The organism is Pseudomonas sp. TE12234 (assembly GCF_054061835.1).
On the sequence record NZ_JBSSEP010000011.1, the window covers coordinates 100,528 to 125,206 of the forward strand.

The window sequence follows — 24,679 nt, forward strand, 5'->3', positions numbered from 1 at the left end:
ACCCGCCCCATGAAAGCTCAAGCCCGCCATATTCTGGTGAAAACCTCGGAAGAAGCCGAGCAGCTCAAACAACGCATCGCCAAGGGCGAAGCCTTCGATGTGCTGGCCAAGAAGTACTCCACCTGCCCGTCCGGCAAGCGCGGCGGAGACCTGGGCGAAGTGCGGCCGGGGCAGATGGTTGGAGCCATCGATGCGGTGATTTTCAAGAAGCCGCTGCGGGTGGTGCATGGACCGATCAAGAGCAAGTTCGGTTATCACCTGGTGCAGGTGTTTTACCGGGATTAAAGCCGCCTGTTGCGAGGGAGCTTGTCGGAGCGCCTTCGTCCCGCTGGACTGCGAAGGGGCCCCAAAACCTGCAACCTTGAAATGCCTGAAAAATCGAGTTCAAAGGATTTGCGACTGCTGCGCAGCCGAGCGGGAGTAAACTCCCTCGCCACAGGGCATGCATTTCAAGGTCTGGGAATAAGCGCCCCCGGCACCTGGATCACCCGACTCGCCAACCGGTGCCCCGCCTCGGCCGCTTCGACCGGGCTAGCGCCCTTGAGCCGCGCAGCCAGGTACGCCGCACTGAACGAATCCCCCGCCGCCGTGGTGTCCACTACTCGCTCGACTTTCTGCGCCGGCACTTCGAACGCCTCCCCCTCACACCGAATCAGGCACGCCTCGGCGCCACGCTTGAGCACCACTTCGGGCGTGCCGATCTGCTCATAGGCGTCAAACACCGCCGCGCAATCGGAGAAGTGGAACAGCGCCTGTTCGTCATCGACGGTCAACAACGCCAGGTCGACATAAGGCAGCACGCTGCGATAGGCCGCCCGCGCGTCCTCGACCGAGCCCCACAGCCGTGGCCGGTAGTTGTTGTCGAAGACGATTCGGGCATCGCGCTGCCGGGCCTGGATCAGGGTTTCCAGCAATTTTTCCCGGCCCTTCACGCCCAGTACCGCCAGGGTAATGCCGCTGAAATACAGCACGTCATAGTCTGGAAGCGCCGCCAGGATCGGCGCGGCGGCCGGCGTAGTGAAGCAATCACGCACCGCCGCTTCATTGCGCCAGTAGAGGAAACGACGCTCGCCAGCGGCGTCGGTCTGGATGCAATACAGCCCTGGTAAACGTCCGGGCAGGCGCTGGACCATGCCCAGGCCGATGTTTTCCTCGGCCCAGCTCCGGCACATGGCATCGCTGAAACTGTCATCGCCCAAAGCCGTGACGTAGTCCACCGTGCCAGCGCCGGCCAGTTCTCGGGACAGGTACACCGCCGTGTTCAAGGTATCGCCACCGAAGCTCTGTTGCAGGCTGCCATCGGCACGGTGTTGCATCTCGATCATGCATTCGCCGATCAGGGCGATGCGCGGGGCGTGGGGGCCCAGGGTGTTGAGGGTGTTCATGGTTGTGGGGGTCTCTGGTGTTCTTTGTTGTCTGGTCGGGCCACTTCGCTGGCAGGCCAGCGAAAGGCTCTGCGCAGTCTCAAACCTTAGAAACAGGTTTCCATGGTTTCGATGACGTTCAATTGCTCATCCACCAGACACCCCGTGCGCCACTTGTCGAACGTCAGGCACGGGTGCGAAGTGCCGAACGAAATGATGTCGCCTACCCGCAACTCGACGCCCGGCGCCACGGTCATGAACGCATGCTGGTCCATCACCGCCGTCACCTTGCAGGCACTCACGTCGTCGCCTTTGGCGGGCAGCACGCCGGCCTTGTAACGCAGCAACGGCACCGGCAAACCGGCGTCGTAGGCCACGTCACGCTTGCCCAGGGCAATCACCGCGAAGCCCGGCTCCGGCAGCGACTGCACGTGCGCCCAGACTTCCAGCGCCGGGCGCAACCCTTCGTGCAGGTCGCTGCGGCGGTCGAGCACGCAGCATTGCGCCTCCTTGTAGATGCCATGGTCGTGGGCGACATAACTGCCAGGACGCAGCACGCTGAGGAAGCGCCCTGCAGCGTTCTGCGCTTCGAATTCCTCGGCGATCAGGTCATACCAGGCCGAGCCCGAAGCGGTGATGATCGGCTTGGCGATCGCGAATGCGCCGCTGTCCTGCAACTGCACCGCCAGGCGCACCAGGGAACCGGCGAACGCGCGGATGCCGCTGATGGCGTGATCACCATGAATCACCCCTTCATAGCCTTCGATCCCGGTCAGGGCCAGTGCCGGTTGCGCGGCGATGGCTTTCGCCAGGTCGATCACTTCCTGTTCGCTGCGGCAGCCGCAACGCCCGCCAACCACGCCGTACTCGATCATCACGTTCAGGCGCACACCGCGCGAGGCGAAATAGGCACCGAGGTCGGCAACGTTGTCCGGGTGATCGACCATGCAGTAGAAGTCGAACGTCGGATCGGCCAGCAGATCGGCGATCAGCGCCATGTTCGGTGTGCCGACCAGTTGGTTGGCCATCAGCACCCGACGCACACCATGGGCATAGGCGGCGCGGGTTTGCGTGGCGCTGGCCAGGGTAATGCCCCAGGCACCGGCGTCCAGCTGCCGGCGAAACAGCGCCGGGGTCATGCTGGTCTTGCCGTGGGGCGCGAGCTCGGCGCCGCTGTTGCTGACGAAATCCTGCATCCAGCGAATGTTGTGCTCCAGCGCTTCACGATGCAGCACCAGCGCGGGCAGGCTGACGTCACGGACAAGACTGGCGCCCGTGCGGGCAAAACCCTTTTCCACGGCGGCGGTATTTTCGGCAGTAATCATGGTCGAACTCCTCACATTCGCGGTCGCAAGCAGCCGCTGTTATTCGTTGATGCGACGGGCCAGGCTGTTGGCGCTTTCGATCAGCACCCGGCGGTAGTCGTCGTAATTTTTCTTGGCATCGGCCCGGGGGGCGACGATGCACAGGGTCGCGATGGCCACGCCGCCGGGGTCTTTGACCGGCGCGGCGAAGCAATGGGTAAAGGTGTCGGCGACGCTATCGAAGGAGAAAAAACCATCGATGCCGGCCTGACGGATCTCCTTGAGAAACTGCTCCAGCGGCAGGCGTTCACCATCGGGCAGGATGAAGTCGTCATGGTCGATCAGATCGATGATTTCCTGGTCGCTCAGGTGCGCCAGCAACAGGCGCCCGGACGCAGTCCAGGGGATCGGTGCGTTTTCGCCGATGTCCGAGGAGATACGGAAATGCCGCTCCCCCTCTTTCATCAACGCCACGGTGTATTTGCGCCCGTTGAGCAGGCACATCTGCGCGGTTTCATGGGTTTGGCTGACGATTTCCTGCAAGGCGTGATCGGCCTCGCGGGTCAGGTCGAAATGGCGCAGATGCGCCTGTCCGAGAAAGTACAGCTGGCGCCCCAGGTAAACGTGACCGTCCTTGCCCACCGGCTCCAGTATCCGTCGCTCCAGCAACGAGGCCACCAGTTCGTAGACCGTGGATTTGGGGCTGCCGATGCCACTGGCGATTTCATTCGGGCGCAGGGGCTGGCCGATCTCCTTGAGGAAATCGAGGATGTCGAACGCCCGGTCCAGACCGCGCGCCCGGCGTTTGATGGTGTCTTCGGTCATGTCAGTGGTTCCCATTCAAAGTGCCGGGAGTTTACCGAGAGTGCGGTAACGACTGTTAGGCCGTCTTCGCTGGCAAGCCAGCGCCCACAGGTATTGATGGCCTGTCTGCAATCTGTGCCAGCCTGCAGAGCCTGTGGGAGCGTGGCTTGCCCGCGATGGGCGCGACTCGATTCAAGCCTTTTTCTTGTACGCGATGCAGTCGATCTCGACCTTGCAGTTGACCATCATGTTCGCCTGCACGCAGGCCCGGGCCGGGGCGTGTTCGGGTTTGAAGTACTCGGAGAAGACCTTGTTGAAACTGGTGAAATCCCGCGGGTCCTCCAGCCACACGCCTGCACGCACCACATCTTCCAGGCCATAACCGGCCTCTTGCAGAATCGCGATCAGGTTCTTCATGGTCTGGTGGGTCTGCTCGACGATGCCGCCGGTAATGATCTCGCCATCCACCGCCGGCACCTGCCCGGAAACGTGCAGCCAGCCATCGGCTTCAACGGCTCGGGCGAACGGGCGAGGCTGACCGCCAGCGGCGGTGCTGCCGGTGCCGTAACGAGTAATGCTCATGAGTGTTTCTCCTGATTGAAAATCGAATGTTTAAAAGCGCGTGTTCTTGAGGAATTCCGCCAGGCGTGGCGATTTCGGACGCTCGAACAGTTCCTTGGGCGGCCCCTGCTCTTCGATGCGCCCCTGATTCATGAACACGATCTTGTCCGAGACTTCGAAAGCGAAGCGCATTTCGTGGGTCACCAGCAGCATGGTCATGCCGTCTTCGGCCAGTCCCTTGATGACGTTGAGCACTTCGCCGACCAGCTCAGGGTCCAGCGCCGAAGTCACTTCGTCGAACAGCATCAGGCTCGGGTTCATCGCAATCGCCCGGGCAATCGCCACGCGCTGCTGCTGCCCGCCGGACAACTGGCCAGGATAGTGATCGCGACGTTCCAGCAAACCGACGCGTTCCAGCCATTTTTCCGCCAGCGCCACGGCCTCGTCCTTGTGCAGTTTTTTCACTTTGAGCAAACCCAGGGTGACGTTCTGCAACGCGGTGAGGTGCGGGAACAGGTTGAATTGCTGGAACGCCATGCCGGTCATGGCGCGATGACGGGCGATGACCTTTTCCGGGTGACGGATGCGTTTGCCATTGACCTCGTCATACCCGATGGATTCGCCGTCGAGCATGATCTGCCCGCCCTGGAACTCTTCAAGCATGTTCACGCAGCGCAGCAGCGTGGTCTTGCCCGAGCCGCTGGAGCCGATCAGCGTGACCACGTTGCCACGCTGCATCGTCAGGTCGACGCCCTTGAGCACTTCCAGCGGGCCGTATTGTTTGTGCAGGCCGCGAATGTCCAGCAGAGGCTGTCCGCTCGGGACGTTGGATTGTTGTACTTGAGTCATGGCAGGGCCACCCGCTTTTCAATGTGCCGGCCGAGTAATTCGATGCCGTAGTTGATGACAAAAAACAGAAAACCGGCGAACAGGTAAAACTCCAGGGTCATGAAGGTCCGGGCGATGATCTGCTGGGTGCTGAGCAGCAATTCGGCCACGCCGATCACCGACAGCAGCGTCGAGGCCTTGACGATCTCGGTGGACGAGTTGACCCAGGTCGGCAGGATTTGCCGCAGTGCCTGGGGCAATAGCACGTAACCGAGGGCCTGATAGAACGTCAGGCCGATGGCCTTGCTCGCTTCCATCTGCCCACGGGGCAATGCCTGCAATGCACCGCGCACGATCTCGGCGACGTGGGAACCGCAAAACAGCGTCAGGCCCAGTGCACCTGCCTGAAACGCGCTGATCTGCCAGCCCAGTGCCGGCGCCATATAGAAGCAGGCCAGCACCAGCACAAACACCGGGGTACCGCGAATCACGTCCACGTAGAAACGAAACGGCGCGCGCATCCAGAACCTGCCGTAGGTCAACACCAGACCGGCGAATACGCCGACCACGGTGCCGAGCAAAATCGCCAGGGCCGACACCTGAACACTGGTCAGAAAGCCTTGCCACAGCACTTCCCGGGCGACCCACAACTCATGTAACCAACTGGGGGATTCGTACATGGGGCCTCCTATCGGCGGATCGCCAGGCGCTGCTCGAGGTAACGCAGCATCATGGCAATGAGGTAACAGGCCGCGACATAGAGCGCCGTGGTCACCAGCCAGGTTTCGATCACCCGGTAGCTCTCGACGTTGATCTTGCGCGCGTAATAGGTCAGCTCCGGCACGGCAATCGCGGCGGCCAGCGAAGTGTCCTTGAACAGAGAAATGAAGTTGTTCGACAAGGCCGGCAACACATTGCGCAACATCACCGGCACGGTGACGTAAGCCTTGACCTGCCACTCGCCCAGGCCGATCGCCAGCCCCGCTTCACGCTGCCCCTTGGGAATGCTCAGCAGCCCGCCACGAAACACTTCGGTCAGATACGCCCCGGCGTACAGCGACAGCGTGATGATGAACGAGGGAATTTTGTCCAGCCGAATGCCGAGGCTCGGCAAAGCAAAGTAGATCAACAGAATCAACACCAGAATCGGCGTGTTGCGAATCACCGTCACATACACCGATGCCAGCACCCGCAATGCGCGGTGCTTCGACAGCAAAGCAAACGCCATCATCAGGCCGATCACGCAACCGATGGCGATAGACACCAACGCCAGCTCGAGGCCCAGGCCGAGCCCCGCCAGCAAGGTGTCGAAATCGCGCCACACCGCGGCAAAGTTCAACTGATAGTTCATGGTTGGCAGTACCTTGAGCGGGGCGCATTTCGGCGCCCCACTCTCACGGGATCATTTGAATTCGACAGGGAAGCCAATCGCCGGAGTAGGCAGATCGACACCAAACCACTGCTTGAACGACGCCGCGTAAGCCGGGAACTCAACACCGGTCATGGCTTCATGCAGCGTGGTATTGACGAAGTTCAGCCAATCCTGATCGCCGCGTTTCACGGCACACGCGTAGGTCTGCGGGCTCCAGGCGTAGGCCGGGCTGCGGTAGCGACCGGGGTTTTGCACCATCAGGTATTTCACCGAGGACTGGTCGGTGGCTGCCGCGTCGGCACGTCCCGAGTTCACCGCTTGGTACATCAGGTCCACGCTGTCGTACTGATCGACCTTGGCCTTGGGCAACGCCTGATGCACCAATTCCTCGGCATAGACGTTTTGCAGCACCGCTACGGTGAGGCTGTCACCGGCGGCTTTCATGTCATCGATTTCCTTGTACTTGCTGTTGGCTGGCAACAACAGGCCAACACCTTCGCGGTAGTACGGCAGCGTGAACGCCACTTGCTGGGCACGGCTGGCGGTCACGGTGATGAACTGGCAACTGATGTCGACCTTGTCGGTCAGCAAGTTGGGAATCCGCGCATCGGAAGACTGCACCACGTACTCAACCTTGCTCGGGTCGTTGAACAAGCCCTTGGCAATCATGTGCCCGATATCGATATCGAAACCCTGCAACTTGCCATCCGCCCCCTGAAAGTGCCACGGCGCGTTGGTGCTGCCGGTACCCACGATCAGTTTGCCGCGGGCCAGAACGCTATCGAGCTTGCTGTCGGCCGCCTGGGCCACGCCCACGGCAGCTGCAGAGGCTGCGAACAGAAAAACACACGCTTTGAACAAGGAAGGTCGGCGATGCATGGCAAGCACTCCAAATGATGTTTATTCCGTTACACCGGAACTAGGTATGCAACAACGGAATAGACAGCAGAAAGTGTGCCACAGGTTGCGGGGAGCGTGTTGGGGAGTTTGAAAACTGTGTTGAATCAGAGGGATGCGTAAAAACCGGGAAAGCGTGTTACGAAAGGAACAATTCGCGAACGCTACCGTTGGCTACGAAGGACGGGTATCAGGTTCACATTTGGTGCGCTTTTGCTCCTGAAAGGAAACGCATCGTTGATGCAACGTGTAGCCGACAATGGCCCCTGTACTGACAGAAGCGAAAACCGGCCAGTGCATGAGTGGCTTCACATTACTGGCGAGTGGAACCCGTCGCGAGCCCTCCCGGTGGATAGGCCTCCCCCGCCGGCACACCGCACATCTTTTGTCGTTCAATCGACATAGGTCACGTGTCCCGCCATCAGGTTCGGCCGCTCGAACGTATCGATTTCCTCGACGCGCTGGTGCATGTCATTGACGACCTGCTTGAACGTCGCGTCGTCCATGTCGATCCAGTAACGGGGGTTGCGGCCGGTGAGGCGGTCGTATTCGGCGGTGGTGGGGTCGAGGTGGCGGTATTCCTCATATTGGGGCAAGTCCGGCAGCGGGCGGCTGACGTTCATGTAGTTCTGGATGAAATCCCACAGGGCGCAAGGCGGTTGGACGTCGGGTCCGGGGCACAGCAGCGCGCCGAAGTTGATCATGATGTTGCGGTAGCGATGGGCAAGGTAAAGCACGTTCAACGGCATGCCCTGACTGTCCGGGGACGTGGCGATATAGGCATCAAACTCGTAGAACGGCGCGGTGAGTTCACCGATGGTGCCGTTCTTTTTATATTCGCCGTTGTTTTTGTAGTCGAAGACCGTGACCAGGCCGGTGCGGCGGTTGAGTTCCCAGATGGGGCCTCGGGAGGGTTTTATCCAGAGGTTGGGGAAGTGCTTGATGACGAATGAACCGATGGCCCAGGAGAGAAGTGGTAGGCCGAGAACCCAAGAGAAGAACTCGATAAACATAGTCTTGGTTAGCTCCCATATTGGCTTATATCCTGTTGAGATAACTAAAAAATAGGTAGGGATGCTGACAAAAAAGAACAGAAAAAACAAAGCGCGCCCAACACCTGACATATATATCCAGAGGTGGGAGCTTGCGGGAAGAAGTGCATATCTAAAACTTTCGTGATTATCCCTCATATGAAAATCAATATGCTCGAATGGGCTCGGAGTATAAGTGCCTTTGGCTATTTGCTCTTCACGCTCTCTTTTCAGTTGCTCCTGATCTCGAAGGTCTCGTGGTGAGTAATCCTCCACAAAACTGACGGGCGTTACTTCATCGGGGTTACCCCAAGGCAGTCTCACCTTGGCAATACGCATGATCCATGGCCGCTCAGTTGATTGCTCTTGCTGGGGCACCTCGGTCGACCCATAGGCCGTCTTGGCGTAATACGATTCCTGGGTCATTTGTTAGCGTCTCGTGATCTTATTTGTCACTTCATCTGCCCAATAAAGTTCACCCTCACTGCTGAAGTCGGGTTTTATATGGGTGGCATCAAACGGCGTACCGTCCTTCGGGGGTGGTGCAGGAAAGTGCCAGCGTTGATGATGTTGTTCCAGTACGCACTGAGCCCGGACTTGCCACTGATGGGCGATACCGGCTGAGCCTGTTACCGGGTCGAAGGCGTAGCTCGCTGGCGTTTTGAAAAACAGCTCCAGACCCTGCGGCAGCAGCCGTTGGGCATTGGGTGGGACGAGGCGGCTATCGATCAGCTTTGTGAACGGCACGGTTTCACTTTTGAGGCGACCACCTTTGAGTTCAAAGGTATTAAGTCGGCAGTGGGCATTGATGTTGAGCGTACCCAGGTTACCCATTAAGCCCGGCAAGTTACTTTCGATGCGAATGCAGGTGTTGGACGAGATCACTGGAAAAGGTGTCCTGGCGCGAAAGTCATGTTTGAGTCTATGAACAGCACACCGCACATTTTTCGTCGCTCAATCGACATAGGTCACGTATCCCGCCATCAGGTTCGGCCGCTCGAACGTATCGATTTCCTCGACGCGTTGGTGCATTTCATTGACGACTTGCTTGAACGTCGCGTCGTCCATGTCGATCCAGTAACGGGGGTTGCGGCCGGTGAGGCGGTCATATTCGGCGGTGGTGGGGTCAAGGTGGCGGTATTCTTCGTATTGCGGCAGATCCGGCAGCGGGCGGCTGACGTTCATGTAGTTCTGGATAAAATCCCACAGGGCGCAAGGCGGCTGGACGTCGGGTCCGGGGCACAGCAGCGCGCCGAAGTTGATCATGATGTTGCGGTAGCGATGGGCGAGGTACAGCACGTTCAACGGCATGCCCTGACTGTCCGGGGACGTGGCGATATAGGCATCAAACTCGTAGAACGGCGCGGTGAGTTCACCGATGGTGCCGTTCTTTTTATATTCGCCGTTGTTTTTGTAGTCGAAGACCGTGACCAGGCCGGTGCGGCGGTTGAGTTCCCAGATGGGGCCTCGGGAAGGTTTTAGCCAGAGGCTTTTGAATAACTTAATTACCACAGTGCCAGCCAGCCAACACATTAATGGCAACCCAAGCAATACAGCAAGAGTTGCGCTGTAATCAGCGATGATGTTGCTCAAAGTTTTTTTGGTATCTATAAATTCGGCTGTCAATATAAAAAAAGAAAGCGTAAAAAAAATTAAAAATAAAATACGCCCTACTCCCACCATATAAATCCAAAAGTGAGAGCTCACAGGAAGGAGTGCATACCTAAAGCTTTCGTGATTATCCCTCATATGAAAATCAATATGCTCGAATGGGTTCGGAGTATAAGTGCCTTCGGCTATTTGCTCTTCACGCTCTCTCTTCAGTTGCTCTTGATTTCGAAGGTCTCGTGGCGAGTAATCCTCCACAAAACTGACCGGCGTTACTTCATCGGCACTCCCCCAAGGCAGTCTGACCTTGGCAAAACGCATGATCCATGGTCGCTCAGTGGATTGCTCTTGCTGGGGCACTTCGGTCGCCCCATAGGCCGTCTTGGCGTAATACGATTCCTGGGTCATTTGTTAGCGCCTCGTGACTTTATTTGTCACTTCATCTGCCCAATAAAGTTCACCCTCACTGCCGAAGTTGGGTTTTATATGGGTAGCATCAAACGGCGTGCCATCCTTCGGGGGTGGTGCAGGAAAGTGCCAGCGTTGATGGTGTTGTTCCAGTACGCACTGAGCCCGGACTTGCCACTGATGGGCGATACCGGCTGAGCCTGTTACCGGGTCGAAGGCGTAGCTCGCTGGCGTTTTGTAAAACAGCTCCAGACCCTGCGGCAGCAGCCGTTGGGCATTGGGTGGGACGAGGCGGCTATCGATCAGCTTAGTGAACGGTACGGTTTCACTTTTGAGGCGGCCACCTTTGAGTTCGAAGGTATTAAGTCGGCAATGGGCATTGATGTTGAGCGCACCCAGATTACCGATTAAGCCCGGCAAGTTACTTTCGATGCGAATGCAGGTATTGGACGAGATCACTGGAAAAGGTGTCCTGGCGCGAAAGTCATGTTTAGCGTTGGGGATGAATTGAGGGTTGCGGCCTATGCTGACGCGAATGTCGGCAAACAAACTGATCAGGTAATGGAAACCACGCTGTGGATCCAGCAGGTGCGCATTTTCTGAATGAACTTGCGTGCCGAACGGGCCATTGACCAGCCATTCTTCGATGGGCTTGTTGCTCAGCCACCAGGCCAATCCCGCACCGATCACGATCAATATCAGCGCTGCCCAACCACCTGGACCCAGACCGAGAAAGGTGACGCTACTGACGATCAAATTACTGAGAGCGCTGATGGAGCCGCCCGCAGCCATCATCAGATACCCCCAACTGGCATCGTCCCCCCACCGCCGGGCGTACCAGGTGTCGTAAAAACTGATAAAGGCGAAAACAGCCCCGGTGGCTACTTGCGCCATGAGACGAACAGTTAAATTTCTGACTAAGTGTTTTTCGAAACGACGGAAGACTAATTTCGCGGTGTCATCTGAAATAGTGAACATAATTTTGCGACTAGCCGCTAAAACAGACTGGGTACCGGCAAGTTTTACCGTTAACATCTCCAGCGCTAAAGCTAGATCAAGGCTCGCTCCGAACCCAGATAGGATTAGGCGAAATACCCCCTTTTCCCGCGTCACCTGCTCTGCCGCCTCCCACTCCACCCTCACATTCCAAACCTCCAACATCAAAACCCCCGCCGCAAACGGCAACGAGCCCAGCACGCGATGAACCCGGCTGTTAGCCGACTCGACATGCTCATCCACGCCCCGCTGCAACGGACTTTTCACGTACGCATCGCCCGTCGCCCGCGCCTCCACATCGGCTTTGTAAACCGCGTTTATCCGCTGATTCAGCACGCTGAGGTTGTTCGCCGTCGTATGCTTGAGCGGGATCGCCAGCAGTGTGTGATGGGTTTCGCGAAGGGCGTACGGGGTGTCGAGCACGTCGTCGTACACCTTCAGCGGTCGGCCCTGGGCATCCAGATACTCACCCATCACCCGGTGTGGCCGCTGATCGCCGGACGGCACATCGGTCAGGCCAAAGACGTAGTAATGCTGCGGATCGGCGTCACGCCGCGGGATGAAGTGCGCGTCGCCGAAGGTCTTGGGCATCAGGCTGCGCAACAGCCCCACGCCCAGGCCGTGCAGATAGGTGCTGGCGGGCATGGCCTGGGCGGTGTGTGGCCCGGACGGTTTGTTCACCGCGCTGCTGGCGGTTTCCAGGGCGCCCGCGAGGTTTTCGTAGATACCGATCAGGCTACCGGCGGCCGCTTTCGATTGCCCGGTGAGGGTGTTGTTCAGGCTGCCGCTGGCCAACAGGTCCTTGAGCAAGTGGCCGTCGAGGTGGTCGACCTGCGGGTAATAGGGCCCCGGGTGGCTTTCGAATGCGGCGAGGTCATCGGCGCGCAAGTGACCATCGCCCTCGTTGAGGGTTGTCTGGCTGGGCGGCACATAGGGTGCGGCCAGCGCCGCCTCATCAACGGCGGGCCAGAGCATCCGGTGCAGCGGGTGCGCCGGGTCGTGGGCGATGTCGTTGAGCAGGGTCTGGCCGGCGCTGGCCCGTGGACTGTAGAGGCTCACACCGGTCAGCGCGTTGGTGACGTCGCCGTTGCTGGCCAGCGGATCGAGTTGCGCGGGCACCGTGGCCAGGGCCGCGAACGTCTGGCTCACGGCAAACAGCGCGGCGAGGTAATCAAAGCCGTCCTGGCTCAAATGATCGGCCAGGGTTTGCTGCGTGACCGGCTGCTGCAGGCACTCGGCCAGCAGCGCCTGGGCCATGTTCAGTTGTTGCCAGATCAGGGCGCGCTCGGCGCTGGCGGTGAAACGGTTGATATCACGACGCCCGGCCTCCTTCACTTTGTGGAAACAGGCATGCAGCGGGTTCTTCTGGCCACTGATGTTGGCCGGCACGATCAGTTGCTGGATCATCACCGCGCTGGCGTGGTGGGGATAAAGGCTGGCGCGCTCGGCATACAGCGCCAGCAATTGCTGTTGCTGCCGGATCTGCGCAAGCAGGTGCCGCAAGCGGTAACGCGGGTCCTCCAGCAGCACTCCGCACACCCGGCGTCGGCGGGCAGCCTCCAGCACATCGACGACGGCGGGCTGGGGTTGCCACAGGTCCGCTTCATCGTCTGGCGGGGTCTTGCCGTGCAAGCGCTGCAACAGCGTGGCCAGGCAGTCGGCCCAGGCGCTGCTTTCGAAGGTGGCGGGCACATCAGGCATGGCGCCCTGCTCCCACTGAGCCAGGCAGCGCCTGGCTTCGAATTTGCGCTGAGCGGCGAACTGCCCGGACAGATCGCATACGTAACGCCCCGGATGCTCCAGCATGTATTCGAACCCGCTCTGGCGAGCCCGTTGCGGGGCGATCAGGTGGAGCGGAAAGGCACGCCCGGCCAGGTTGCGCCAGGTGACGCTGGCTTTCGTCGCGCTGTCGGACGCCCGGGCATCCCACGCATTGAAACGACCGAAAGCCTCGAGCATCGCCTGGCCATCGGGCTGCTGGTCGAAAAGTCGTTCGAACGTCTGGCTGTCGCACGGCAACGTGGGGCTCTGGCAGCGCCGGGCGCGTAACACCGGGTCCTCCTCCAGGCGCTTGACGCGGACAGCACTGAGCTGGATCTCGCTGAAACACAGCTGCACCGCTTCGGCCGGTTGCCGGTTCCAGGTGGCGGGCAGCCAGATGTCGCTGAGTGCGACGCCCCTGGCCAGTCGGTAGTCGTCGCACAGATCCTGGCCTTCGCGAAACATCGACACGTCAATGTCGTGATAAGTCGTGCGTTCGCCGTCCTGCCGCACTTCCAGTTCACGCCACAGGCGCCCGCGGTAAAACACATAGACAAAGCCGCTGCGGCACAGGACCGGCGTACCGAGGTCGTGGCGGCTGCGCGTACCGGGTAGCGCGACCAACGGCACGACGGGAACGATCTGATTCCACTGCGCTTCCAGTTGACGCGGGGTAATCCGCAGGTCCTCCAGCAACGGCAGGCGAATGGGCGCTCCATGGGTCGTGGCAATCTCCAGCCACAACTGATGCTCGAACCGGGCGTACCAGTTCCACGCAAACACTTCGCTGTGGACACTGAATAAACGCTCCGTTTCGCACTCCATCTCATCGGTCAGGGCCTGCAGCGGTTCAAGGCCCGACCGATCGAAGAGCACCAGTCGCTGGTCCCTGGAATGGCCGGTGCCGATCACCTGGACAATCAGCTTGTCGGGCTCGCAGCAAGGGCCGGCGGACAATCTTCCCAGGCGCTTCATGGCCGGGCCTGCGTGCAGTGGGTGCCCAGGTATTCGCCGATGGCGTTGCTGTCGTCGATGCCTTGAGCCAGCGCTTGCTCCATCAATTGATTGGCATGCACAAATGAATGCTGTGGGTGTTGCTGCCACCACTCATGGAGAAATTGCTCATTACGTAGGCGCGTCAGGGCCTCTTCCTGGGCAGCGCTCAGAGACAGGGACCGGCGCGTGTTTTCAATGGTCCAGTGGGTCGCATGCGGGTTATCCAGCTGCTTCCAGTCGGCCTCACCGGACGCTTTGCTGGCCCATGTCCCGCCAAACCAGCGCAGGCGTCTGATCGGTCCCAGCCACAGGCCGAGGTCTTGCATCGGGCAGGCCGCAAAGAAATAGCTGGCGACGGTTGGGTCGCAGTAGCGCAGGACGCCTTTACGTTGCTGGTGGAAGTTGACGATCAGAATCTGCCGCAGATGCGCGAGTATTGACGGCGTGTCGAAGGTACTTTCGATCAGCAGACCAGGCCATTCAGCCGGGGATTGCTCAATCGCCTGATTGAATGTCGGCTGGTTGTTCAATCTGACGAGCAAGGGGCCTTGCTCGGCGAAACTGTTTAAGGAGGTGCCGGCGTACAGCATATGAGTGTCGGGATGCGTCGCCAGGCTATACAGCATTTTCAGTTGCGCCGCCGGGCGCTCCAGCAAAATCCAGGTATTCATGTCCGGTCTCCATAGCCCAGGGCTTTACGGCATTGGCAATCACTCAGCGGGCAGTCCATGGGCGTCCCCCCCGCAGGCATCTGGCAGAGTTCAATCAGTGCTTCGTCGCCGAGCAGTCGTTTGAGTAATGCCGTTGAAATCGCGTCGGGCAGTGGTGGTTCGCTCGCATCAAGCATCACCGGTGTGGCCGCGATGACCGGCTTCGGCACGCCGCCTACCTCAACGGGCACGCTGCTGAAAATCCCCGCCGCATTGATCGTGATCCACACACCGCCGGCCTGAATCGTGGTGCCGGCGCCGCCATCGATCACGATGTTCTGGTTGGCACTGACATTGACCTGCTGCTGAGCACTCAACCGATGGCTGGCGGCGCGAATGTGGCGGCTGCCCTGCACCGTCAGATGATCGTCCTGCCTGACTTCCGTGCGCCGGTCTCCATGGGTGATGCGCCGCTCTTCGGCGCGCTGTTCATGACGGGCGTTACCCGCAACCACGACGCTGCGCTGGTTGTCGACTTGAACCCGCTCGTCGTTCAGTACGTGTTGCCTGTAGTCGCGCTGGGCCCGGATGGATATTTCCTCCGCGCCCTTGCGATCCTCGATGCGCAATTCGTTGAAACCTCTGCCACCGGGGCTGGTTTGGGTCTTGAAGATGCTGCGGGTTTTCTCGGCCGGGAGGTCGAGCGCAGGGCGATTGGCGCCATTGCTCAAGCAGGCGACGATCAACGGTTTGTCCGGGTCGCCCTGATAGAAACCGACGACCACCTCCATGCCGATGCGGGGGATCAACACGCTGCCATACCGGTCATGAGCCCAGTTGCTGGCGACTCTCACCCAGCAACTGGAATGATCGTTGTGGGCGCCGTCGCGGTCCCAGGGAAACTGGACACGAACACGGCCGTATTTATCGCAATGGATTTCTTCGCCGGGCGGGCCACAGACGACGGCATGCTGATAACCGTTGATCGTGGCTTTGGGGTGGGCAAGCGCAGGCCTGAAAGGCGCGTCCCACGGCGTGGCGAGAAAGGTGTTGCGATAGCCTTGGGACAGTTCGTCGTCCGGGCCACGGGTGATCGACGCTTCGAGCGATTGGGGTTGTTTGCCGGAGTGGATGACTTCGGTCAGTAACCACAGATCATTCCATTGCTGGCGAGGGTGGCCGGTGAGCGTCAGGAAATGACCACTCACCAGCATCGTCTGATCGCTGTGTCCGGTGGCTTGCCGATAATCACTGCGGTGTCGTTCAAGTGCTCGTTGAGCGCGATGGTTGCCGAGCTCGCGGTCGGTGAAATGACCTGGAAAGCCGTAGTCTTCGAGTTGCAGCGGCGAAGCATCCTTCGCACCGCTTTCCAGTCGCAGCAAAGGCTTTTCGAAGTCGTAGTCGCGTCGGGTCACGGCCGTGGGTCGGGTCTCCATGGCAAGGGTGAAGGCCTTGATCACCGGTTCTTTGGCGACCATTGCGCTGTCTTGCAGGTACGCGGTGGAACATTGGAGCCTGGGGAACACTGTCTGGTCATCCCCGAACACCAGCACATGCCCCTGGCGGCTGTGCTCGAAGTGGTAATGCAGGCCTTCTTCTTCGCAGAGGCGCTGCAGGAAATGCAGGCAGCTCTCGCCATATTGGACGCAGTAGTCCCGTGGTGGGTAATCCGTGCCGAGGGCAAAGCGATAGGCATTGCTGAAGATGCCGTGGCTTTCCAGTACCTGGGCGATGATCTGCGGCACGCTCAGTTTCTGGAATATTTTCTGGTCGAAACGGTGGCCCAGATAGGCAAGGCTGGGCATCAGGCAGAGTTGGTACTGGGTCAGGCGTTTGCCTGCGTCGCCCTGGCCGACACTATAAACCTGACCATGAACACCAGCGCCCTGACGGTCAAAACCAAGGAAGGCCATGCGATGCAGAAGGCTTTCCAGATCGAGGTCGGGACGTTCGCTGACCAGTTTCAGATCAAAGCGGAAGGGTTGGCTGATGGCTTCCTTGCCGGTGAACTCAAGGACTTGCAGATCGTGCTTGAGCCCCTCGATATCAAGGATAAAGCAGGCTTGGTCGGCAGGGCTGAACATCCCACATCCCTTGTGCTGATTTGGAAGGGCGGGACTGTGAATGAGTGAATGCGGGATTGATGCCGGGCAACTCTGCTTCTGGCGTAGGAATGGCGTCTTTGTTGCGTGGGATTTTTCGCCTTGAGTATTTCCGAAATACTTGGCCGGCAAGCCAGCGTCTACAGCACCACCGTATCTGTAAAGGCTGGCTCGGCTGTCAAGGGCCCTTGGGCCTCATGCCGATCGGTCAGACGAAAGCTGACATTTGCAGGAGCGAACTTGCGTCGGGCGGTGTTCCGACGATGGACCTGAGAACGCCGCGTTTAATCAGTAAACACGCGTTATCGTTAACGACCATCGCGAGCGGGCTCGCTCCTACAGTGGCCCGTAGGCCCGCCTTAACATTACCCGTCGACACGCGCCAGAAACACCCGCGTCACCCGCCGCTCTTCGACCTTGAGGACGGTCATGCGCCAGCCCTGCCACTCATGGCTGTCACCGATCATCGGCAGGCGATCCAACAAGCTCATCACCAACCCGGCGAGGGTTTGATAGTCGTCCGTCGGTGGCGCGTCAAACCCTGTGCGTTGCCGCACCCGCGCCAGGTTCAAGGCACCACTGACCACAAACCCGCCATTGTCCTCGTGCACATCCGGGCCTTCGATTTCGCTGGCATCGGGTAACTCGCCGGCAATCGACTCCAGAATGTCGGTCATGGTCAGCACGCCAACGAAATCCCCGAATTCATTGACCACAAAGGCGATGTGGGTCGATGCCTTGCGCATCTGCTCCAGGGCATTGAGGATCGAATAACTGTCCAGCAAGTTGATGGTCTGGCGCGCCAGATGCGCAAGATCAGGCTCGTTACCGGCCAGGTATTCCTTCAGCAGTTCCTTCTTGTGCACGAAGCCCAACGGCTCATCCACGGCACCGTCACGAATCAATGGCAGACGCGAGTAGGACGAATGCATCAACCTTGTACGAATGGCCTCAGCGTCATCGGCCAGGTCGATATGATCGACGTCGGCGCGCACGGTCATCAGGGTACGGATCGGCCGTTCAGCCAGTTGCAACACGCCGCTGATCATCACCCGCTCGCGACGGTCGAACAGTTCTTCAGTCGGTGCTTCGCCGTTGTCCAACAGGTCGGCAATGTCTTCACCGACCTCCTCCACGGCCAGTTTGCGACCGCCCAGCAAACGCATTACTGCATGTGCCGTGCGCTCGCGCATCGGTCGCAGACCCTGCATCGAGCGCTTGCGGCGAGCCCGGGCAATCTGGTTGAACACCTCGATCAGGATCGAGAAACCGATGGCCGCGTACAGGTAGCCCTTGGGGATGTGGAAGCCGAGGCCCTCGGCGGTCAGCGCAAAACCGATCATCATCAAGAAGCCCAGACACAGCATGATCACCGACGGGTGCGCGTTGACGAAACGGGTCAGCGGCTTGCTCGCGACGATCATCAGGCCGATGGAAATGATCACCGCGATCATCATCACCGCCAGTTCATCGACCATGCCCACAGCGGTAATCACCGCATCGAGGGAGAACACGGCATCGAGCACCACGATTTGCGCCACGATCGGCCAGAACAAGGCGTAGGCCGTATGGGAGGAGCGCTGGCCGACATGCCCTTCGAGGCGTTCGTGCAGCTCCATGGTGGCCTTGAACAACAGGAACACACCGCCAAACAGCATGATCAGGTCACGGCCGGAGAAGCTCTTGTCGAACACCTCGAACAGCGGTTGGGTCAACGTCACTAGCCACGAGATACTCGCGAGCAAGCCCAGACGCATCAACAACGCCAGGGACAAACCAATGATGCGCGCACGGTCGCGCTGCTCAGGCGGCAATTTGTCCGCGAGGATCGCGATAAACACCAGGTTATCGATGCCCAACACCAGTTCCAGCACAATCAGCGTCAACAAACCCAGCCAAGCGGTGGGGTCAGCTATCCATTCCATGTAAACGTCTCGATCTCGTCAGTGAATTCAGAATGCCGGGCACGGCAAGACGCGGCGCAATGGCCGTGAAACTGCAAAAACAAGGGCGTTTGAATGGTCGAAGACCGGGTGTATGGCGTGCGTCAGGAGCGCGCATTGGCGCGAAGGGAAAGGGTAACCGGGGGGCTCCGTGAAGGTGTTCATGCAAATCCTGAATGGAAAAAGGACTTGGATCGTACAGGTGATCGGGATAATTCCTACAGCCGAAAATCATTACAAAATCTGTAGACGTCAGGAAAGCGGGATGTCCGGGGACCCTCTTCGCGAGCATGGGGCATCCGCTGTCAATCGAGTCTGTGCTTCACCCGGACCATTGTGGGAGCGACCTTGCTCCGGTCGACGTTCCGACGATGACGAGAGCCCGCACACCGCACCTCTCAGCCGGGCAGCAACCCGTCGATATGCCGATACTCAGCCTGAAGCTGCGCCGCCAGGACCCGGCTGCGCCCCAGGCGAATCGGCCCGCGCTCGATGTCGATGACCAGCCCCGGACAATCGAGCGCGGGCAACGTCGGCCAGTCCTTCAAGCGGCCATCGGTCACTATCAGCAACCGTTGCTGCTCCGCAGGGAAGCGCTTGTGCCGCGCTCCCAGCCAGCGCCCCGCTTCACTCAACGCCGCCAGCAACGGCGTGCCACCGCCGGCACCGAGTCCGTCGAGCCACGTGCGCAATCCGCTGGATGCCTTCAACCCTTGCACCTGCCATTTCGGCTGCGTCCCGCTGGCGGTTAGCAGGGCCAGCCGCGCGCGTTGGCGGTAAGCATCGTCGAACAGCTGTGCCAGCAAGCCTTTGGCATCACTCAAGGCCTGATGGCGTTGCGTCGACGCCGACGCATCGACGATCACCAGCCACAGCTCATGGGCGGAACGGGTACGCAGGTGGAACAACAGGTCGTCGCGCTGACGTGGCCGACCGTTCAGCAATGTGCCGGGCCAATTGACCGCCCCGTCGCGCGCGGCCTGACGTTTGCCCTGCTTGCCGTGGTCGAGGCGTCCGGCGCGGGGTCTGGCATTCGCCCCCGCGTCAGAGCGAGGGCGAATGCCTAGGGCTTTTTTGGCCAGCTCGGCACTTCACGGCGAGCCCCGACCGGCAGCGCCTGGGCAGGCATTTCGCCCCACTGTCCCTGGCCTGAGTCCGGGTTTGGCTGTTGACTGGCGTGGGACTGCTGCTGTTGTGGGGCCGGTGGCGTTGGCTCACGACGACGATGGCGCAATGCAAATTCGGCGACCGCATCGATATCTTCGACGGCGATGGCACCCACCCCACGCCAGGCGGCATGGGCCCGCGCCGCCCGCAACCAGACCAGGTCGGCGCGCAAACCGTCGACCCCGGCGGCAAAACAACGCTCGGTAATCTGTGCCAGGGCGTCATCGTCCAGGGCAATGCTGGCCAACGTGCTGCGAGCCTGCTGGCAACGCTCGCGCAACGTCTGCTGGAGGCTCTCCCATTCGGCGCAGAAGCCGTGCGGATCGCTGTCGAAGTCCAGGCGCCGCCGGATGATCTGCCCGCGCTCGGCCGGCGCGGTGTGACCACCGAGGGCGACGTTCAAGCCAAATCGATCGAGCAGTTGCGGGCGCAGCTCACCCTCCTCCGGGTTCATGGTGCCGATCAGTACGAACTTCGCCGAATGCCGGTGGGAAATGCCGTCGCGCTCGACCAGATTGGTGCCACTGGCCGCCACGTCGAGCAGCAGATCGACGAGGTGGTCGGGCAGCAGATTGACCTCATCGACGTAGAGCACGCCGCCGTCGGCCTTGGCCAGCACGCCCGGGGAAAATTGCGCGCGACCTTCGCTCAATGCAGCGTCGAGATCGAGTGTGCCCACCAGGCGTTCTTCGGTGGCGCCCAACGGCAAGGTGACAAACTGACCGCTGGCCAGCAGGTCCGCCAGGCCACGGGCCAGGGTCGACTTGGCCATGCCGCGCGGGCCTTCGATCAACACACCGCCGATCTTCGGGTCGATGGCGGTCAGGCACAGCGCGAGTTTCAAATCGTCGGCGCCGACCACGGCGGAGAGCGGGAAATGCGGGGTATCGGTCATTGTTCAATCTCGGTCATGGTCGGTGATTTCACAAACACCTTGATCCCTGTGGGAATGAGCCTTCTCGCGAAAGCGCTGTGTCAGTGGGTATTGAGGCGACTGACGCTCCATCGCGAGCAAGCTCGCTCCTACAGGGTCGGCGGTGTTTCAACTGTCTTCTTCTATATCCAGCAACAGATTCTCCAGTGCCTCGCGATACGCGCCCGGCTCTTTCCACATCCCCCGCTGTTGCGCTTCGAGCATGCGTTCGGTCATGTCGCGCAAGGCATGGGGATTGTGCTCGCGAACGAAGTCACGGGTATTGGCGTCAAGCAAATAGGCATCCGCCAGCAGCGCGTATTGGTGATCGTCGATCAATTGCGTGGTGGCATCGAAGGCGAACAGGTTGTCGACCGTCGCGGCCATTTCGAACGCGCCTTTGTAGCCGTGACGTTTGACGCCGTCGATCCACTTCGGATTGGCCGCCCGGGAGCGGATGACCCGGTTCAGTTCTTCCTTGAGCGTGCGGATTTTCGGCAGGTCCGGCTGGCTATGGTCGCCGTGATAACTGGCAGCCGTTGCACCACTGAGATTTTCCACGGCGGCCAGCATGCCGCCCTGGAACTGGTAATAGTCATTGGAGTCGAGCAAATCGTGCTCGCGGTTGTCCTGGTTTTGCAGCACCGCTTGCACCTGGCTCAGGCGCTGGGCGAACTGTTCACGGGCGGCGGTGCCTTCGTCGGAACCGCCGTAGGCATAGCCGCCCCAGTTCAGATACACCTCGGCCAGATCCTCGCGGCTCTGCCACAGGCGACCGTCGATGGCGCCCTGCACACCCGCGCCATACGCGCCGGGCTTGGCACCGAAGATGCGCCAACCGGCCTGGCGTTTGGCCGCGTCTTCGTCCAGTCCCGATTGCAACAACGCTTCACGCTCGGCGCGCACCTTGGCCGCCAGGGGGTTGAGGTCGTCCGGCTCGTCCAGTGCGGCAACCGCCTGCACGGCGGCGTCGAACAGGCGGATCAGATTGGCAAAGGCGTCGCGGAAGAAACCCGAGACACGCAACGTCACGTCGACCCGCGGGCGATCGAGCAAACTCAGCGGCAGGATTTCAAAATCGTCGACCCGCTGACTGCCCGTCGCCCACACCGGACGCACGCCCATCAGTGCCATGGCCTGGGCGATGTCGTCGCCGCCGGTGCGCATGGTCGCGGTACCCCATACCGACAGGCCGAGCTGACGCAAGTGATCGCCATGGTCTTGCAGGTGACGCTCAAGGATCAGGTTGGCGGACTGGAAACCGATGCGCCATGCGGTGGTGGTCGGCAGGTTGCGCACGTCCACCGAGTAGAAGTTGCGCCCGGTGGGCAGCACATCCAGGCGCCCGCGACTCGGTGCGCCGCTGGGGCCGGCCGGAACGAAGCGACCGCTAAGGGCATCGAGCAGGCCGCGCATTTCGGCGGGGCCACAGGCGTCCAGTCGTGGTGCGACCACCTCGCGCAGGTTATCGAGGATGGCTTGCACCTCGGTCCAGCCGGCCTCTTGTAGGCGCGAACTTGCTCGCGATGGTGTGTCAGTTGGCATCAATGTGGCTGATAAACCATCGCGAGCAGGCTCGCTCCTACAGGAGGCATTCAGCGTCTGCGAGATCAGTTGTGTGGCGAACAGTTCCAGGCGTTCACGAGTGTCGCCGGCTGTGCGCCAGACTTCGTCGGTGACGGTTTGCAGTTCGATTGGACGCGGCCCGCTCCACGGCTCGGCCAGCACACAATCGAGCGGATCGAAGCCCAGTTCAAAGGCTTTCGCCAACGCCCTTGGCAGGCTTGACTGCGCACCACGCCCATCGCCCCGAGGAATGCGCAGCAGTGCGAGCAAGGTGTCAATGCGCAGGCGCCCGGACGGTGATTCGCCGAACACATGCAGGCCATCGCGGATTTGCGACTCTTTCAAATCACATAGGTAGGTATCCAGACGTGGCAACCAGATCGCCGCGTCGGCATCACTGTCGAGTTGCTCGTCCAGTTGCAGTTCGCGGTCGATGTGCGTGTCGCGCACCAGCTGCAGGATGTCACGCTGCAACTCGCGGGCACGCCGCGGATCGAGCAGTTGCGCTTCGTAGTACTCATCCGCCAACAGCTCGAGATGGCGCAACGGGCCGTAGGTTTCAGCGCGGGTCAGGGGCGGCATCAAGTGGTCGATGATCACCGCCTGGGTGCGCCGCTTGGCCTGGGCGCCCTCGCCCGGATCGTTGACGATGAACGGATAGATATTTGGCAACGGCCCGAGCAACGCGTCCGGCCAGCAGTGTTCGGAGAGCCCGACCCCCTTGCCCGGCAGCCATTCGAGGTTGCCATGTTTGCCGACGTGGATTACGCCGTGGGCGCCGTAGGTGTTGCGCAGCCAGAAGTAAAACGCCAGGTAGCCGTGGGGCGGCACCAGATCCGGGTCGTGATAGACCGCGCTCGGGTCCACCTGATAACCCCGCGCCGGTTGAATGCCGACGAAGGTCAGGCCGAAACGCATCCCGGCAATCATCATCCGTCCGTCGCGGCACATCGGATCGCTCTCGGGCGCGCCCCAACGCCCCAGCACCGCTTGGCGGTTGGCTGCGGGCAGCGCGTTGAACATTTGCAGGTAATCGTCCATGGCCAGGCTCTGCTGGCAAGGACGCTGGTCGAGGGTATCGAGATCGTTGCTGACGCCGCCGAGCAGTTGTTGGATCAGGGCCGTGCCGCTGTCCGGCAACTGCGCCGGCAATGGATAACCTTCGGCATGCAGTGAACGGAGGATATTCAGTGCCGCCGCCGGCGTATCAAGGCCGACGCCGTTACCGATGCGACCATCGCGGGTCGGGTAGTTGGCGAGGATCAGCGCAATGCGTTTTTCGGTATTCGGCAGCCGCGCCAGATCGATCCAGCGCCGCGCCAGTTCCGCGACAAAGTCCATGCGCTCCGGTTGCGCGCGGTAGCAGACTACATCGGACTGACTGCGCTCACTGCGCCAGGCCAGATCCTTGAAGCTGATCGGTCGACTGATGATCCGCCCGTCCAGTTCCGGCAGGGCGATATGCATTGCCAAATCACGCGGGCCGAGCCCTTGTTCACTGGCGCGCCATCCCGGTTCGTTATCCTGGGCGCAAATTGCCTGAATCACCGGGATGTTGCGGCGAAACGGACGCAAATGCGGAGCTTCAGGGCTCGACTGGGCGAAACCGGTGGTGTTGAGAATCACCGAGGCGCCGACCTCGTCCAGCCAGTCCTCGACCACCGACAGGCAGCCGGGCTCCTTCAAACTGGCCAGGGCGATGGGCAACGGGTTCAACCCCGCTGCCTGTAAACGCTGACAGAAAACATCGATGAAAGCGGTGTTCGCCGCCTGCAAGTGCGAGCGGTAGAACAGCACCGCCGCCACGGGTTGGTCGGCCCGCCATTCGGCTTGCCAATCGCTCAGTTGCGCGGGACTTTTGTGCGGGTGATAGATCGCGGTGCGTGGCAGGACTTGCGGCTCGGACCAGGCGTAGTCACGACCCAGCCAGCGATTGGCCAGGCAGCGAAACAGGTCCAGCGCATTGCCCATGCCCCCCTGACGCAGGAAGTGCCAGAGCCGCTCGCGGTCCTGTACGGTCACTGTGCTGAGGTCGCTGAGTTCCGGATCGGGACGGTCATCGCCCGGCACCAGAATCAGCTGCACCCCACGCCGGGAAAGCTCCACCAACCGCTCGACGCCATAACGCCAATAGGCGATGCCGCCGTGCAGCGAAATCAGAATGACCTTGGCGTGGCGCAGCACTTCGTCGACGTACAGATCGACCGAGGCATGGTTCTGCACCTGCATCGGGTTGGCCAGGCGCACGCTCGGGTAATCGTCGGGCAACTGCTGCGCCGCTTCGGCGAGCAGCGCCAGACTGGAGTCACCGCTGCACAGGATCACCAGTTCGGCGGGGGTTTGCCCAAGGTCGGCAATGTTGTCATCCGACACGAAACCGCCGGGCTGGGTCCTGAGCAGGTGCATGG

General features: G+C 60.6%; 19 protein-coding genes. 1 reads left to right on the top strand and 18 read right to left on the bottom strand.

What is annotated here, in order from left to right:
* Window positions 1-9 precede the first annotated feature (9 nt).
* The gene (locus tag ACVWYU_RS18260; RefSeq protein ID WP_007933743.1) at window positions 10-285 is read left to right on the top strand and encodes a peptidylprolyl isomerase; all 276 of its coding nucleotides are present in this window, start codon (window positions 10-12) and stop codon (window positions 283-285) included.
* Window positions 286-449: 164 nt separating this feature from the next.
* Here the strand turns inward: ACVWYU_RS18260 and ACVWYU_RS18265 are convergent, their stop codons facing one another.
* The 18 genes from ACVWYU_RS18265 to cobN all read right to left on the bottom strand — a co-directional run bounded on the left by ACVWYU_RS18265 (window position 450) and on the right by cobN (window position 24,677).
* Entirely contained in the window at window positions 450-1,385 is a 936-nt protein-coding gene (locus ACVWYU_RS18265; RefSeq protein WP_457373334.1) for a sugar kinase, read from the bottom strand.
* Window positions 1,386-1,471: 86 nt separating this feature from the next.
* Window positions 1,472-2,689, bottom strand: coding sequence for an amino acid deaminase (locus ACVWYU_RS18270; RefSeq protein WP_090322677.1), 1,218 nt, complete (start codon window positions 2,687-2,689; stop codon window positions 1,472-1,474).
* A 39-nt stretch (window positions 2,690-2,728) separates the two neighbouring features.
* A complete protein-coding gene (locus tag ACVWYU_RS18275) occupies window positions 2,729-3,493 on the bottom strand; it encodes an IclR family transcriptional regulator (protein ID WP_090322683.1) in 765 nt (254 codons plus the stop codon).
* 171 nt (window positions 3,494-3,664) lie between these two features.
* Window positions 3,665-4,054 carry a RidA family protein gene (locus ACVWYU_RS18280; protein WP_457373335.1) on the bottom strand — a complete coding sequence of 130 codons (390 nt, stop codon included), beginning with the start codon at window positions 4,052-4,054 and terminating at the stop codon, window positions 3,665-3,667.
* A 30-nt stretch (window positions 4,055-4,084) separates the two neighbouring features.
* Window positions 4,085-4,882: an amino acid ABC transporter ATP-binding protein gene (locus tag ACVWYU_RS18285; RefSeq protein ID WP_247257414.1), complete on the bottom strand. Its 798-nt coding sequence runs from the start codon at window positions 4,880-4,882 to the stop codon at window positions 4,085-4,087.
* A complete protein-coding gene (locus tag ACVWYU_RS18290; RefSeq protein ID WP_090322690.1) occupies window positions 4,879-5,541 on the bottom strand; it encodes an amino acid ABC transporter permease in 663 nt (220 codons plus the stop codon). Before ACVWYU_RS18290 ends, ACVWYU_RS18285 begins: the two co-directional genes overlap by 4 nt.
* Window positions 5,542-5,549: 8 nt before the next feature.
* Entirely contained in the window at window positions 5,550-6,212 is a 663-nt protein-coding gene (locus ACVWYU_RS18295) for an amino acid ABC transporter permease (protein ID WP_008015908.1), read from the bottom strand.
* Between the two features lie 51 nt (window positions 6,213-6,263).
* Window positions 6,264-7,112: a transporter substrate-binding domain-containing protein gene (locus tag ACVWYU_RS18300; RefSeq protein ID WP_047529745.1), complete on the bottom strand. Its 849-nt coding sequence runs from the start codon at window positions 7,110-7,112 to the stop codon at window positions 6,264-6,266.
* 410 nt (window positions 7,113-7,522) lie between these two features.
* Window positions 7,523-8,587, bottom strand: coding sequence for a hypothetical protein (locus tag ACVWYU_RS18305; protein WP_457373336.1), 1,065 nt, complete (start codon window positions 8,585-8,587; stop codon window positions 7,523-7,525).
* A gap of 3 nt (window positions 8,588-8,590) precedes the next feature.
* Complete coding sequence (locus tag ACVWYU_RS18310; protein ID WP_457373337.1) at window positions 8,591-9,046, bottom strand: hypothetical protein; 456 nt, start codon at window positions 9,044-9,046, stop codon at window positions 8,591-8,593.
* A 69-nt stretch (window positions 9,047-9,115) separates the two neighbouring features.
* Entirely contained in the window at window positions 9,116-10,177 is a 1,062-nt protein-coding gene (locus tag ACVWYU_RS18315; RefSeq protein ID WP_457373338.1) for a hypothetical protein, read from the bottom strand.
* A 3-nt stretch (window positions 10,178-10,180) separates the two neighbouring features.
* A complete protein-coding gene (locus ACVWYU_RS18320; protein WP_457373339.1) occupies window positions 10,181-13,909 on the bottom strand; it encodes a hypothetical protein in 3,729 nt (1,242 codons plus the stop codon).
* Window positions 13,906-14,601 (bottom strand): DUF4123 domain-containing protein, encoded by a 696-nt coding sequence (locus ACVWYU_RS18325; RefSeq protein WP_457373340.1) that lies wholly within the window; start codon window positions 14,599-14,601, stop codon window positions 13,906-13,908. The genes ACVWYU_RS18320 and ACVWYU_RS18325 overlap by 4 nt, the downstream gene beginning before the upstream one ends.
* A complete protein-coding gene (locus ACVWYU_RS18330) occupies window positions 14,598-16,664 on the bottom strand; it encodes a type VI secretion system Vgr family protein (RefSeq protein ID WP_457373341.1) in 2,067 nt (688 codons plus the stop codon). Before ACVWYU_RS18330 ends, ACVWYU_RS18325 begins: the two co-directional genes overlap by 4 nt.
* A gap of 383 nt (window positions 16,665-17,047) precedes the next feature.
* Window positions 17,048-18,607, bottom strand: a complete 1,560-nt coding sequence (locus ACVWYU_RS18335; RefSeq protein ID WP_457373342.1) for a TerC family protein — start codon at window positions 18,605-18,607, stop codon at window positions 17,048-17,050.
* Window positions 18,608-19,023: 416 nt separating this feature from the next.
* Window positions 19,024-19,569 (bottom strand): vWA domain-containing protein, encoded by a 546-nt coding sequence (locus tag ACVWYU_RS18340; protein ID WP_457373343.1) that lies wholly within the window; start codon window positions 19,567-19,569, stop codon window positions 19,024-19,026.
* Window positions 19,570-19,688: 119 nt separating this feature from the next.
* Complete coding sequence (locus tag ACVWYU_RS18345) at window positions 19,689-20,687, bottom strand: ATP-binding protein (protein WP_457373344.1); 999 nt, start codon at window positions 20,685-20,687, stop codon at window positions 19,689-19,691.
* Between the two features lie 147 nt (window positions 20,688-20,834).
* Window positions 20,835-24,677, bottom strand: a complete 3,843-nt coding sequence (gene cobN / locus ACVWYU_RS18350; protein WP_457373345.1) for a cobaltochelatase subunit CobN — start codon at window positions 24,675-24,677, stop codon at window positions 20,835-20,837.
* Window positions 24,678-24,679: the final 2 nt, after the last annotated feature.

Bases quoted from the DNA above. Each gene is read 5' to 3' on its own strand.
- ACVWYU_RS18300 (WP_047529745.1), bottom strand. From the start codon at position 7,112: ATGCATCGCCGACCTTCCTTGTTCAAAGCGTGTGTTTTTCTGTTCGCA.
- cobN (WP_457373345.1), bottom strand. From the start codon at position 24,677: ATGCACCTGCTCAGGACCCAGCCCGGCGGTTTCGTGTCGGATGACAAC.
- ACVWYU_RS18320 (WP_457373339.1), bottom strand. From the start codon at position 13,909: ATGAAGCGCCTGGGAAGATTGTCCGCCGGCCCTTGCTGCGAGCCCGAC.
- ACVWYU_RS18345 (WP_457373344.1), bottom strand. From the start codon at position 20,687: ATGACCGATACCCCGCATTTCCCGCTCTCCGCCGTGGTCGGCGCCGAC.
- ACVWYU_RS18285 (WP_247257414.1), bottom strand. From the start codon at position 4,882: ATGACTCAAGTACAACAATCCAACGTCCCGAGCGGACAGCCTCTGCTG.
- ACVWYU_RS18290 (WP_090322690.1), bottom strand. From the start codon at position 5,541: ATGTACGAATCCCCCAGTTGGTTACATGAGTTGTGGGTCGCCCGGGAA.
- ACVWYU_RS18280 (WP_457373335.1), bottom strand. From the start codon at position 4,054: ATGAGCATTACTCGTTACGGCACCGGCAGCACCGCCGCTGGCGGTCAG.
- ACVWYU_RS18275 (WP_090322683.1), bottom strand. From the start codon at position 3,493: ATGACCGAAGACACCATCAAACGCCGGGCGCGCGGTCTGGACCGGGCG.
- ACVWYU_RS18325 (WP_457373340.1), bottom strand. From the start codon at position 14,601: ATGAATACCTGGATTTTGCTGGAGCGCCCGGCGGCGCAACTGAAAATG.
- ACVWYU_RS18270 (WP_090322677.1), bottom strand. From the start codon at position 2,689: ATGATTACTGCCGAAAATACCGCCGCCGTGGAAAAGGGTTTTGCCCGC.
- ACVWYU_RS18295 (WP_008015908.1), bottom strand. From the start codon at position 6,212: ATGAACTATCAGTTGAACTTTGCCGCGGTGTGGCGCGATTTCGACACC.
- ACVWYU_RS18305 (WP_457373336.1), bottom strand. From the start codon at position 8,587: ATGACCCAGGAATCGTATTACGCCAAGACGGCCTATGGGTCGACCGAG.
- ACVWYU_RS18260 (WP_007933743.1), top strand. From the start codon at position 10: ATGAAAGCTCAAGCCCGCCATATTCTGGTGAAAACCTCGGAAGAAGCC.
- ACVWYU_RS18265 (WP_457373334.1), bottom strand. From the start codon at position 1,385: ATGAACACCCTCAACACCCTGGGCCCCCACGCCCCGCGCATCGCCCTG.
- ACVWYU_RS18315 (WP_457373338.1), bottom strand. From the start codon at position 10,177: ATGACCCAGGAATCGTATTACGCCAAGACGGCCTATGGGGCGACCGAA.
- ACVWYU_RS18330 (WP_457373341.1), bottom strand. From the start codon at position 16,664: ATGTTCAGCCCTGCCGACCAAGCCTGCTTTATCCTTGATATCGAGGGG.
- ACVWYU_RS18335 (WP_457373342.1), bottom strand. From the start codon at position 18,607: ATGGAATGGATAGCTGACCCCACCGCTTGGCTGGGTTTGTTGACGCTG.